The organism is Neomesorhizobium albiziae (genome assembly GCF_900114255.1).
In the GTDB taxonomy this organism is placed as follows: Bacteria; Pseudomonadota; Alphaproteobacteria; order Rhizobiales; family Rhizobiaceae; genus Neomesorhizobium; species Neomesorhizobium albiziae.
Genome location: NZ_FOSL01000006.1, coordinates 83,671 through 96,129 on the forward strand (window position 1 = coordinate 83,671; position 12,459 = coordinate 96,129).

The window sequence follows — 12,459 nt, forward strand, 5'->3', positions numbered from 1 at the left end:
TACGAACCGCAATCAGGAGATCGCAAAATGAATTTGACGAAGAAGATCTTGTTGGCCCTCATGGCCGTGGCGATGCTCGCCACCGTGTTCCTGGAAACCGCCTCGGCGCAGACCGACCACAGCGGTCACGGTGCGGGCGCCATGTCGGCGACTTCGGACAACGCCGCCTCGGCCGAATACAAGGCGGCGATGGACAAGATGCACGCCGCCATGTCCGCGCAGCAATACACCGGCAATGCCGATGTCGATTTCGCCGCCGGCATGATCCCACACCATCAGGCGGCGATCGACATGGCGAAAGCGGTGCTGGAGTATGGCAAGGATCCGGAAATCCGCAAGCTGGCGGAGGCGGTGGTTTCGGCCCAGGAAGCCGAGATCAAGCAGCTGGAGGACTGGCTGAAAAACAACCCGGCTAACTGACCGGCGCGAACATTCAATCGATGAAGGGGCAGCGGCAACGCTGCCCCTTTTTTGTTTCCGGTGCAGGCCGAGGGCCGGCGCTTCAACGATCGTATTGACAAAAGATATATCGTTAACTAGATAGGTCTCATGAGAAACATATCCTTGGAAGGAAAATTCATGTTCAAGCACCGATTTGCCCATGGGCATGGGCACCGTCACGACCACGGCCACGGCCATTGGGAAATGTCCGGACGCGATGGCGGCGAGGCATCGTCGGGCCGGCGCGGCCGTGGCGGTCCCTTCGGCCGCCATCGCGGCGGCCCGTTCGGCGGACGCGGCCCGCGTATGTTCGATCCCGGCGCGCTGCGCCTGGTCGTGCTCGGCCTCATCGCTGAGGAGCCGCGCCACGGCTACGACATCATCAAGGCGCTGGAGGCCCGCTTCCAGGGCGCCTATAGCCCAAGCCCCGGCGCCATCTACCCGATGCTGCAGATGCTGGAGGAGGCCGATCTCGTCTCCTCGACGATGAACGGCAACAAGCGGCTCTTCGCCATCACCGAGGAAGGCCGCGCCTGGCTCGACGAGAACCGGGTAGAGCTCGACAAGATCAACGCCCAGCTCGACGAGGCCTCCGAAGAGATCAGCGGTGTCGCTCTCGGCGAGGAAATGCGGGCTCTGCGCCGCGCCGTACATGGCAAGCTGCGCAGTGGCGCGCTGACGGCGGAAATGGCCGAAAAGGCCCGCGACATCCTTCGCAAGGCACGCGAAGACTTCGACGCGCTCTGACCCCACGCCTGCCGGGTCGTCCTCGCCAATCGTAGGCGAGGGCGGCCGGCGTCGTTTCCCAGGTAGAAATCGCCACCGGCGAATGCGGCAATAAAGCGCCGTAAGCCGGCTGGCCAAGGCCGCATGCAGGCGTTATCAACGCCATCGCACGGGACGACTCGTGCCCAGAATTCTCGTCGGGGACGGCCCCATTGTTTCGGAAGATCCGAGCGATGGCGCCTTTTCATATCCCGGCCAATCAGCCCCAGGCTGTTCATCCCCTTTCGCCAGACATCGATCGTCGCGCCCTTGATGCCGAGACGCCGCCCGCCATCGCGCTTCTGCGTGCATCCCGGCGAGCCGTAGTCATGCCGTACGCCAAGAATCTCCAACCCAACCGTCATCTCAGTAGAGGAGGCCGCGCGTGGCCGGACCGATAGAACAATTCGAAATCAAGCCGCTGTTCAGTCTCGGCGAAGTCGCCGGTCATCAGATCGTCTTCACCAATTCGGCTGCCTATATGATCGCCGCCGCATCGCTGGGCGGGCTGTTCCTGCTTGCCGCAACAGCGCGCCGGAGGCTCGTGCCGTCACGCGCCCAGTCGGTCGCCGAGCTGATCTACGAATTCATCGCCAGGACGCTGCGCGACAATACGGGCGAGGCCGGCATGCGGTTCTTCCCGCTGGTGTTCTCGCTGTTCATGTTCATCCTGATGGCAAACCTGCTCGGGATGTTCCCATACGCATTCACCGTCACCAGCCAGATCGTGGTGACCTTCGCGCTCGCGATGCTGGTGTTCCTCACCGTCACCCTGTTCGGCTTGTGGAAGCACGGACTCCGCTTCTTCCGCCTGTTCCTGCCGAAGGGCGTGCCGCTGGTGCTTTCACCGATCATCGTGCCGATCGAGATCGTTTCCTACCTGTCGCGGCCGATCAGCCATTCGGTGCGCCTGTTCGCGGTCATGCTGGCCGGCCATATCACGCTGAAAGTGTTTGCCGGCTTCGTCGTCAGCCTGTCGGGGTTCGGGGCGCTCGGCATTGCCGCCGCCGTGCTGCCGCTGCTGATGACCGTCGCGCTGACGGCGCTCGAATTGTTGATGTCGGTGATCCAGGCCTACATCTTCACCATGCTGACGTGCATGTATCTCGCCGACGCGCTGCACCCCGAGCATTGATAGCGGGCCAGAAAGCGGGCGCCACCGGTGCAGCAAAGTAACTTTATGCCGGAACCTTGACCACAGCCCGCAGGCCGCCGAGCGGGCTGTCTTCCAGCAAGATATCGCCGCCATGGCTGCGGGCGATGTCGCGGGCGATGGCGAGGCCGAGACCGGTGCCGCTGGCGTCGAGGTTGCGCGCCTCGTCCAGCCGCACGAACGGCTTGAACACTTCCTCGCGCTTTTCCAGCGGAATGCCCGGCCCGTCGTCGTCGACAGTGATGGTGAGCCAGCCGCGCATGTGGACGGCATTGACCTCGACGCGCGAGGCATAGCGGAACGCGTTGCCGACGATGTTGGAGAGCAGCCGCGAAAAGGCGTTTGGCCGCACATGCACTTCTGGCCTGCCGGTCAGCGCCGTCTTGATCCCGCGGTCCCTCAGCTTGGCCTCCTCGGCAAGCTTTTCGAAGAAGGCGCGCAGGTCGAAGCTGCCGGGATCCTCTGTCGTCTCGCCGCGGGCGAAAGCCAGATAACCCTCCAGCATCGACTGCATGTCGTCGACGTCCTGGTTCAGCGCCTTGGAGTCGGCGCTGGGACCGGCCAGGGCGAGCTGCAGCTTGAAGCGGGTGAGAATGGTTCTCAGATCGTGGCTGACGCCGGTCAGCATCGCCGTGCGCTGTTCGATCTGCCGCTCGATGCGCTCGCGCATCTGGATGAAGGCTATGCCGGCGCGGCGCACTTCCTCGGCGCCGCGCGGCTTGAAATCGCGCGGCATCGGCCTTCCCTTGCCGAAACTTTCGGCCGCTTCGGCGAGTTTCATGATCGGCCGGATCTGGTTGCGCAGGAACGGCACCGCGATCATCAGCAGCACCAGCGAGGTGCCGACCATCCACAGAAGGAAGATATGGGTGTTGGACGCGTAGGCCTGGCTGCGGCGGGCAAAGACGCGCAGCACCTTGTCGTCGAGCTGGATCCTGATCTCGACGATGTTGGAATTGCCGACCGTGTCCAGCCAGAACGGCTTGTTGATCTGGCGGGTGATCTCCGACGACAGGATCTGGTCGAGGATGGAGAAGAACGGTTTGGGGCCCGGCGGCGGCAGCGGGTCGGGCGGCATGATGTCGATCTTGAGCGACAGCCTGTCCTGGGCGATGCGGATGACGTCGGAATAGCCGGCATCGTGCGGATAGGTCTCGATCATGTCGATGATCGCGGCGATGTCGCGCGTCACCGCCTGCGACAGGCGCAGCGTCACCGTCTGCCAGTGGCGTTCCATGAACATGAAGGCGATGACCGACTGCAAAAGGATCATCGGCGCGATCACGATGATCAGCGACCGCGCGTAGAGCCGTTTCGGCATGTAGCGCGAAACGAAACGCCAAAACCGCACCCAGCCCAAACGCCAGGTGGCGAAGAAGTGCGACGTCGCCGTACGATGATGGACGTGCTCGGTAGGCGCGGCGTCGGAGGATGCCATGCGTCCTTTCCAGTTCGCGCCGGTCGTCTCGTCGATCCGAAACGACGGCATCAGGTCCGACAGTCTAGTCCACACCCGGACATTCTCCAAGAAACCCAACAATGATACGGCAATCTGCCCTTGCGATTTTCGGCGGGGCAATCGTTGCGACGATATATGCCGTCTGCGTCAACATATAGACCAAGCCGCATCTGTGCCAATGACGCTTGTCCGGCGCCGGCGTCCAGCGGTGACCCGAGGCGCGTTCAGTTCGCAGGGGCGGGCTCCTGCTCGGTGGCGGGCGGGGGCGGCTCCGCCTGTTCCGGCTGCGGCTCCTTGATACGGAACCAGGCGACATAAAGCGCCGGCAGGAACAGCAGCGTAAGCGCGGTGCCGGCGATGATGCCGCCCATCATGGCGTAGGCCATCGGCCCCCAGAACACTTCCCGCGCGATCGGAATAAGCGCCAGGCTGGCCGCCGCCGCCGTCAGCGCGATCGGCCGCATGCGGTGCTCGGTCGCGTCGATGACAGCCGACCAGCGGTCGAAGCCATCCTTCACATGCTGTTCGATCTGCACGATCAGGATCACCGAGTTGCGGATCAGGATGCCGACCAGCGCCAATACGCCCAGCAGAGCCACGAAGCCCAGCGGTGCGCCGCTCGGCACCAGCGTTGCGACGACGCCGATCAACCCGAGCGGGGCGACGGCGACGACCAGGAACAGGCGCTGGAAGCTCTGCAGCTGGATCATCAGGATGGTCGCCATGATGAACAGCATCAGCGGCATCACTGCGAAGATCGGCGCCTGGCTCTTGCCGCTTTCCTCGACGGTGCCGGCGGTGGCCACATCGTAACCCGGCGGCAGTTTGGCGATGAAGGCGTCGATCTGGGGTTTCAGCTGATTGACGATCGTCGCGGGCTGCGTTTTGTCGACGATGCCGGCGAGCACCGTGATGGTGGGGATGCGGCCGCGCCGCCAGACAGTCGCCTGTTCGAGGTCATAGCGGATGTTGGCGATAGCGGCGAGCGGGATCGACTCGCCGCTGCCGGTCGCGATCTGCATGTTCCGCAACGTCTCAACCGAACCACGTTCGCTGTCCTGCGCGCGCACGATCACATTGATCAGGTACGTTGCATCGCGCACCTGAGTGATCGAGGCGCCGCCGACCACGCTGTTCAGCGTGCTGGCGATATCCTGCGACGTGATGCCGAGTTGGCGTGCCTTGTCTTGCAGCACGTCGACGCGCAGCACACGCGACGGGGCGTTCCAGTCGAAGGTCGGTGCAGCGACATGCGGGTTGGCTTCAAGGATGCTGGAGACTTCCTGCGCAAACAACCTGAGCTTGTGGATGTCGGGACCGCTGACCCGGTACTGCACGGGTCGTCCCACCGGCGGGCCGAGATCCAGCAGCTTGACGAATGCGTCGGTGCCGACGAATTCCTCGCGCAGCCTCTTTTCAAGCACGGGTTTCAGACGGTCGCGGGCCTCGACGCTCTTGCTGACGATCACGGTCTGCCCGAAATAGGGGTTGGCCGGCTGCACGTCGTAGGCAAGCACGAAGCGCACGGCGCCCTGGCCGATATAGGAACTGAAGTGTTCGATGTCGGGATTACCCTTGAGGGCGGTTTCCTCGAAGCGCTCGATCTGCGCCTTGGTATCGGCGATCGAACTGTTCTGCGGCAGGTTCCAGTCGATGATCAGTTCTGTCCGGTCCGAGGCCGGGAAGAACTGCTGCTGCACCAGCCTTAGGCCGGCGAGCGCCAGCAGGAACAGGAGCAAGGTCGCCGCGATGGTCAGCCAGTGATGGCGCACCGAAGCGAGCAGGACGCGTGAAAACAGCCGGGAGAACCGGCCTTTTTCGTGACTGTGCTTTTTCAGGGTCGCAGGCAGAAGGGTGACGCCGAGCAGCGGTGCAAACAGCACCGCCACGATCCAGGAGACCAGCAGCGACACGGCGATGACGACGAACAGCGTGAAGGTGTATTCGCCTGCCGAACTGGTGTTCAGCCCGATCGGAATGAAGCCGGCAACCGTCACCAGCGTTCCCGTCAGCATCGGGAAGGCGGTGGAGGTGTAGACGTATGTCGCCGCCTTGCGCAGGTTGTCGCCGACCTCAAGCCGCGCCACCATCATCTCGACGGCGATCATCGCGTCGTCGACCAGCAGGCCGAGCGCGATAATCAGCGCTCCGAGCGAGATGCGCTGCAGCGAGATGCCGAAATACTCCATGAACACAAAGGTGATCGCAAGCACCAGCGGGATGGATAGTGCGACGACGAAGCCCGCCCTCAAACCCAGGCTGATGAACGAGACGGCAAGCACGATCGCCACCGCCTCGAACAACGCTCTGGTGAAGCCGGAGACCGCTTCCTCGACAATCACCGGCTGGTTGGCGACCAGATGGATACCGACGCCGACCGGCAATTCGGCGGTAATTTCTTCCATCTCCTGTCGCAGGGCTTCGCCGAATTCGAGCAGATTGGCATTGGGCTTCATGCCGATGGCAAGGCCGATGGCGTCCTCGCCGTTGATGCGGAAAAGGGACGTCGGCGGATCGACGTAACCGCGCACCACGGTTGCCACGTCGGTCAACCGGAAGAAGCGGTCGTTGACCCGGAGGTTGATGGCGCGCAGGCTCTCCTCGGAGGTAAACTGGCCGGTGACCCGTACGCTGATACGCTCCGGTCCGGCTTCAATCACACCCGATGGCGTGATGGCGTTCTGTGCCTGCAGGCTCTCGACGATCTCCTGCTGGTTGAGGCCGAGCGCCGCGACCTGGCGGGTCGAGAACTCCAGATAGATCGCCTCATCCTGCGCGCCGATCAGGTCGACCTTGCCGGCGTTGGGAACAGTCAGGATTTTCGAGCGTATGTTCTCGACATAATCGCGCAGCTGGCGTGGCGTGAGCCCGTCGGAGGTGAAGGCGTAGACATTGCCAAAGACATCGCCGAAGCGGTCGTTGAAGAACGGACCTTGCACGCCGTCCGGGAAGGTGTAGCGGATGTCGTTCAGCATGTTGCGGACCTGCAACCAGGTCGGCACCACGTCACGCGCCTTGGTCGTCTGCTTCAGGTTGACGAACACCACGGTTTTGCCGGGCGTCGTGATACTGCGCGTGTAATCGAGGCTGTCGAGTTCCTCGAGTTTCTTCTCTATGCGGTCTGTAACCTGGCTTATCGTCTCGGTCACCGAGGCGCCCGGCCAGTTGGCCTGCACCAGCATGGTCTTGATGGTGAATGCGGGGTCTTCCTCGCGGCCGAGATTTAGATAGGAGGCGATGCCCGCCACCGTGAAGACCAGCATGAAATACCAGACCAGCGAGGCATGCCCGAGCGCCCAGTCCGAAAGATTGAACTTTTCCTTCAAAGCGCCGTCCCCTCGGGTATCTTCACCGTTTGGCCGGGCTTCAGGCTGTGAACGCCGGCAGTCACCACCCGAGCGCCCGCGTCGAGGCCGCTCGTCACTGTGAAGTTGCCGCTGCCCTTCGAAGCCACCTTGATGTCTTGCAGGCTCACCGTCAGCGATTTCGGATCGACGATCCAAACCGCGGTCTTGCCACCTTCTTCCAGAAGCGCGGAGAGCGGCAACTCGATCGATGGCGTTATGCCGGTCACCCGGGTGGCGGCGATGGTCGAGCCGAGGCGGAAGGCGTCCGGCGGGTCGATGAGCGTCAGGCGCACGCGGCGCGTCCGTGTCGAGCTGTCTGCCTGCGGCGCTATCTCGCGTATCGTGCCGTCGGCGCGGATCGCCGGCTGCGACTGCAGGCTGACCTGGAACGTCTCGCCTGTCGCCATCTGTTGCGCCATCTGATCGGGAACGTCGAACACCGCCTCGCGGACATCCGAACGGGCGACGGTGACGACCATCTGCCCCGGCGAAACCGTTTGGCCGACTTCGGCCCCTGTCGCCGTCACCACGCCGTCGAAATCGGAAAACAGCCGTGCATAACCCAGTTGTTCCTCCGCCTTGCTCAGCGAAGCCTGAGCGCGCTCGACATTCGCCTTGGCTGCTTCGAGCCCTTGCCGGGCGCTGTCATAGTCGGCCTGGGAGACATTTTTCGAGGCAAGCAGCGTGCGCTGGCGTTCCTCGCTGGCGGCGGCATTGGCGAATTGGGCTTCGGCGCTCGACAGATCGGCGTTCGCCGCCTGTACAGCCAGCTCCAGCGAGACCGGATCGAGTGCTGCGATGGTGACGCCCTGCTTGACGATATCGCCAACCTCGACGTCGCGCTCCACGATGCGGCCGAGCAGCCGGAAGGAGAGGGCGGCGCTGAAACGCGGCTCGACGGAGCCGGCAAATCCCTGCAACTGGACCGTATGGGGCTGCACCACGACCGAAAGCACCGGGCGGATGATTTCCGGTGCCTGTTCCGGTTCGTTGCTGCAGCCGGCCAGCGTCAGCAGCGCCAGTGCGGCACATATTCTCACCGCGTCGCTCATTGGCCTTCTCCCGCCACAATCTCCACAGTCTGACCGGGGCTGAGAAACTGCACGCCGGCAGTAACAACGCTCTGCCCGGCGTCGAGGCCGCTTTTCACAACCACGATGCCGGTGTCGTAGGAGAGGATATCGATCAGCCTCGGTGAAACTGCCTTGCTGTTCTTGTCCACGATCCACACGGACGGCTTGCCGTCGGCGGACGTCAAGGCCTCCCAAGGCAGGACCACCGCCTTGCGCGGTGCGGCGCTTACCGTCCCGGTAATCGGCGCGCCAAGCGGCATTGCGGGAGGCGTGTTCGGCACCTCCACCTTGACGCGCACCGAACCGGAGGCCTGGTCGACAACCGGCGACACTTCGCGCACTTTGCCGGTCGCCGTCACCGTGGGATCGGCGATCAGCATGATGGTCACCGGCGGTGCGGCCGATCCGCTGTCCACCAGTTTTTCGTCGACATTGAAGACGGCGTCGCGATCGCCGTCCTCGGCGATCGTGAAGACCGTCTGCGCGGCCTGCACCACCTGGCCGGTCTCGACGCTGCGATCGGTGACGATGCCGGCTCTGCCGGCTCGCAACTCGGTAAAGGACAGATTTTCCCGGGCGGTGGAGAGTTCGCTGTTGGCCGAATCGACCGAGGCCTGCGACGTGCGCATGGCCTGTTCGGCCAGGTCATAGTCGCGCCGCGTCGTGAAGCCTTGCGCCAGTAGTGTCTTTTGCCTGTCGAAGGCGGCGGTCGTCTGACGCAACTGCGCCTCGGCGGCGGCAACATCGGCTTGAGCCGAACGCAGGTCGGACTGCTGTGCCTCCGGATCGAGGCGAGCCAGGACGGTATCCTTTTCGACACGTTGTCCGACATCGACCAGCCGTTCGGAGACGCGGCCGCCAACACGGAACGCAAGGCTGTTCAAGGTCCGGGCGGCGATCACTCCCGTCAGCGACAATGTCGGCGAATAGTCTGTGAACGCCACGTCGACAGCCCTAACCAGGATCGGCGGCTTGGGTGCCTCGGCTTCCTGGCGTTGGCAGCCGGCAAGCAGGACCGAAACAAGTATCAAAGGCACCAGGAGGGGGAGCTGTTTGAATGAGACCGCTTCTGCGCCCATAGCGTCAACCACCTCATAGCTGCTGCGCCAAGGTTTGCACGAGATCGCGCAGCGATCAATCTCTGTGCATCTCTACCTCTGGTCGAAAGTCGCTCCGTTCGCACAATTTTTCATGCAGACACAAAAAAAGCGGGCGCCTGGCGCCCGCTTCCGTTGTCGGCCCAATTCCTGTGGTCCGACCTATTCGACCACTGTGGTCTGACCTATTCGACGCTCAGTCGATAGCCGATGCCGCGCACTGTCTGCAGCCAGATCGGGTTGGACGGATCGCGCTCGATCTTGCGGCGCAGGCGGTTGATCTGCACGTCGATGGTGCGCTCGCCAACGTCCGACTCGCCGGCGACCAGTTCGTGGCGCGGGATCGTTTCGCCGGCGCGCTCGGCGAAGATCACCAGGATTTCCTGCTCGCGGTCGGTCAGCTTCAGCGGTTCGCCACCCTTTTTCAGTTCGCGCCGGGCGATCTGGAAGGTGTAGGGACCGAACACGATCTGTTCGAGCTTCGGCGTCGCCTGCGGGCCGCCGCGCCGCAGGATGTTGTTGATGCGCAGGATCAGTTCGCGCGGGTCGAACGGCTTCGGCAGGTAGTCGTCGGCGCCTGCTTCGAGACCGGTGATGCGGCTGTCGGTTTCCGACAATGCGGTTAGCATCAGGATCGGCACGTCCTTTTCCGTGCGCAGCGACTTGGTGAGGTCGATGCCGCTCTCGCCCGGCATCATCACGTCGAGCACGATCAGGTCGAAGTCGAGCCCGGCGAGCTTGCGACGCGCCTCATCGGCGGTGCCGGCGACCGTGATGCGGAAGCCGTGCTCGGTCAGGAATTGCTTCAGGAGGTTGCGGATGCGGGTGTCGTCGTCGACCACCAGCAAATGCGGTGCGTCGTCGTCCGGAACGGCCAAAGGCTCGGTCATATCATTGGTCTCCATGCGCGTTGCCGGTACGTCAGGGCAAGTTGTCGATCTGCGGCCTAAGCTCGGGATTCACCATCGCTTTCAGGAAGCGTTCGATCGCCTCCCTGTCGCTCGGCGCCGCTTCCCTCAATGCCTCGCGGATGCGGCGCGACTGTGGCCGCGCGAGGTCGAGCGCCAGTGTACGCCCTTTCGCGGTGGGGTAAAGTTCGCGCTGACGCCGGTCGCGCGGTCCCTGAACCTGGATGACGTGGCCGGCGTCGATCAACTGCTTCAGCACCCTTGCCAGGCTCTGCTTGGTGATCTTCAGCACATCCAGCAGTTCCGCCACCGTCAACCCCGGCCGACGGTTGACGAAGTGCAGGATGCGGTGATGGGCGCGGCCGAAGCCGTAATCGGCCAGCATCTCGTCCGGATCGGAGGTGAAATCGCGATAGGCGAAGAAGAACAGCTCGATGAGCGCGAAGTCGATGCCGTCATCGTCGTTCAACGCCGTCCTGATCGGTTTGGCGCTTGCAGCGCTGCGTTCGGCCATGTGTGATTCCCGATGGTTTTCAAATTTATGTCAGTCATGTTGACATATTTTTTGGGCGATGGTAATTTTTGTCAAGCTTTTCGGTGGATTGCGAACGAAAAGGCAAGGCCGGGCCGGTTTTTCCGGAACTTCGTTTAATTTGCCTTCTCCTCGTTAAATGCTAAAATTTTGCCCGTCGGCGTGGCCCGCCTGTGGGCGGTAGAATGAAACACAACGACGTCCGGGCTACGCCCCGCGGGAGGTAATCATGGCATCCGTTCCCTTCGACCAGCTCGATGGCTTTATCTGGATGAATGGCGAATTCGTCAAATGGGCGGACGCCAAGATTCACGTGCTGACCCACGGTCTGCATTATGCGAGTGCTGTGTTCGAAGGCGAGCGCGCCTATGGCGGCGAGATCTTCAAGCTGACCGAGCATACCGAGCGGTTGCATGAATCGGCCCGCATCCTCGGCTTCAAGATTCCCTACAGCGTAGCCGAGATCGACGATGCCTGCCGCACGCTGTTGAAGAAGCAGGGCTTTGCCGACGCCTATGTCCGGCCGATCGCCTGGCGCGGCTCGGAAATGATGGGTGTTTCCGCCCAGCACAACCGAATCAACTGCGCGATCGCCATCTGGCAGTGGCCGAGCTATTTCGACCCGGCGCAGAAGCTGAAGGGCATTCGCCTCGACATCGCCGAATACCGCCGCCCCGATCCGCGCACCGCGCCGTCGAAATCCAAGGCCGCCGGCCTCTACATGATCTGCACGCTGTCCAAGCATGCGGCCGAGGACAAGGGCTATGCCGACGCGCTGATGTTCGACTGGCGTGGCCAGGTCGCCGAAGCCACCGGCGCCAATGTGTTCTTCGTCAAGGACGGCAAGATCCATACGCCGAAGCCGGACTGCTTCCTCGACGGCATCACCCGCCGTACCGTCATCGATCTGGCCAAACGCCGCGGTTTCGAGGTCATCGAGCGCGCCATCATGCCGGAAGAACTCGAAGGTTTCGAGCAGTGCTTCCTGACCGGCACTGCCGCGGAGGTGACGCCGGTTTCGGAGATCGGACCTTACCGTTTCCAGGTCGGCGAGATCGCCAAGACATTGATGAATGACTATTCGGCCGAGGTGCAGCCCAAGCACGCTGTGGCAGCCGAATAAGCTTCCACCAGACTCCCTTCACCCTGTTGTTTAACGGGCTGGCGGCGTTGTTGCCGCCGGCCTTTTTTTCCATGAGTATTTGCTGATTTGACTTTCGTCTAATTCGGCGTCTGATTGGTGCGGGCCGACTCAACGGGAAGTCGGCTGCTATAGAGGGAAAAGTCATCATGGAAGCGCTTCTTCCGATCATTGTGCAGGTGATTACGGGTGTCATCGGTGGTCAAGCGGTGGGTGCGGCATTTAAAACGGCGGCGATGGGCCAACTCCCCAAAATTCTTGCCGGTGCGGTCGGCGGCGTTGGCGGTGGAGCGATCCTCGGCAGCCTGCTGGGCGGCGGTGCGGATCCGGCAACGGCCGGTGCGTTGGGCGGACTGTTGGGCGATGCGGTTGGCGGCGCCGGCGGCGGCGCGATCCTGACTGCGATCGTCGGCGCGGTCATGGGCGCGATGAACAAGTCGGCCTGACAAACAGGGACGGGCTGGAATAAACGGGCGGTCCTGCAGGACCGCCCGTTTTCGTTTCTGCAACAGCATGATCGCTGATCGTCCGAACCGGTTCTAC

At 62.9% G+C, this 12,459-nt stretch carries 11 protein-coding genes; 5 read left to right on the top strand and 6 right to left on the bottom strand.

The window, feature by feature from the left end:
- Positions 1 to 27: 27 nt before the first annotated feature.
- The 3 genes from copM (at position 28) to F3H98_RS12285 (ending at position 2,341) form a co-directional block, all read left to right on the top strand.
- Positions 28 to 420 carry a CopM family metallochaperone gene (gene copM / locus F3H98_RS12275; protein WP_149760450.1) on the top strand — a complete coding sequence of 131 codons (393 nt, stop codon included), beginning with the start codon at positions 28 to 30 and terminating at the stop codon, positions 418 to 420.
- 159 nt (positions 421 to 579) lie between these two features.
- Positions 580 to 1,188: a PadR family transcriptional regulator gene (locus F3H98_RS12280; protein WP_244621681.1), complete on the top strand. Its 609-nt coding sequence runs from the start codon at positions 580 to 582 to the stop codon at positions 1,186 to 1,188.
- A 403-nt stretch (positions 1,189 to 1,591) separates the two neighbouring features.
- Positions 1,592 to 2,341 carry a F0F1 ATP synthase subunit A gene (locus tag F3H98_RS12285; RefSeq protein WP_149760451.1) on the top strand — a complete coding sequence of 250 codons (750 nt, stop codon included), beginning with the start codon at positions 1,592 to 1,594 and terminating at the stop codon, positions 2,339 to 2,341.
- A 43-nt stretch (positions 2,342 to 2,384) separates the two neighbouring features.
- Here F3H98_RS12285 and F3H98_RS12290 read toward each other — a convergent pair whose 3' ends face one another.
- From F3H98_RS12290 to F3H98_RS12315, 6 genes are all read right to left on the bottom strand, one after another.
- The gene (locus tag F3H98_RS12290) at positions 2,385 to 3,680 is read right to left on the bottom strand and encodes an ATP-binding protein (protein ID WP_244621703.1); all 1,296 of its coding nucleotides are present in this window, start codon (positions 3,678 to 3,680) and stop codon (positions 2,385 to 2,387) included.
- A 362-nt stretch (positions 3,681 to 4,042) separates the two neighbouring features.
- Positions 4,043 to 7,144, bottom strand: a complete 3,102-nt coding sequence (locus F3H98_RS12295) for an efflux RND transporter permease subunit (protein ID WP_149760453.1) — start codon at positions 7,142 to 7,144, stop codon at positions 4,043 to 4,045.
- Positions 7,141 to 8,217: an efflux RND transporter periplasmic adaptor subunit gene (locus tag F3H98_RS12300; RefSeq protein ID WP_149760454.1), complete on the bottom strand. Its 1,077-nt coding sequence runs from the start codon at positions 8,215 to 8,217 to the stop codon at positions 7,141 to 7,143. The genes F3H98_RS12295 and F3H98_RS12300 overlap by 4 nt, the downstream gene beginning before the upstream one ends.
- Positions 8,214 to 9,317 carry an efflux RND transporter periplasmic adaptor subunit gene (locus tag F3H98_RS12305; RefSeq protein WP_149760455.1) on the bottom strand — a complete coding sequence of 368 codons (1,104 nt, stop codon included), beginning with the start codon at positions 9,315 to 9,317 and terminating at the stop codon, positions 8,214 to 8,216. The genes F3H98_RS12300 and F3H98_RS12305 overlap by 4 nt, the downstream gene beginning before the upstream one ends.
- 203 nt (positions 9,318 to 9,520) lie before the next feature.
- Entirely contained in the window at positions 9,521 to 10,225 is a 705-nt protein-coding gene (locus F3H98_RS12310; RefSeq protein ID WP_425294837.1) for a response regulator, read from the bottom strand.
- 31 nt (positions 10,226 to 10,256) lie between these two features.
- Positions 10,257 to 10,757, bottom strand: a complete 501-nt coding sequence (locus F3H98_RS12315) for a MarR family winged helix-turn-helix transcriptional regulator (protein ID WP_149760457.1) — start codon at positions 10,755 to 10,757, stop codon at positions 10,257 to 10,259.
- A 247-nt stretch (positions 10,758 to 11,004) separates the two neighbouring features.
- Here F3H98_RS12315 and F3H98_RS12320 point away from each other — a divergent pair, with 247 nt between their 5' ends.
- Positions 11,005 to 11,898, top strand: a complete 894-nt coding sequence (locus F3H98_RS12320; RefSeq protein ID WP_149760458.1) for a branched-chain amino acid aminotransferase — start codon at positions 11,005 to 11,007, stop codon at positions 11,896 to 11,898.
- A gap of 167 nt (positions 11,899 to 12,065) precedes the next feature.
- Positions 12,066 to 12,362 (top strand): hypothetical protein, encoded by a 297-nt coding sequence (locus F3H98_RS12325; protein WP_149760459.1) that lies wholly within the window; start codon positions 12,066 to 12,068, stop codon positions 12,360 to 12,362.
- The last annotated feature ends 97 nt before the right edge of the window (positions 12,363 to 12,459 follow it).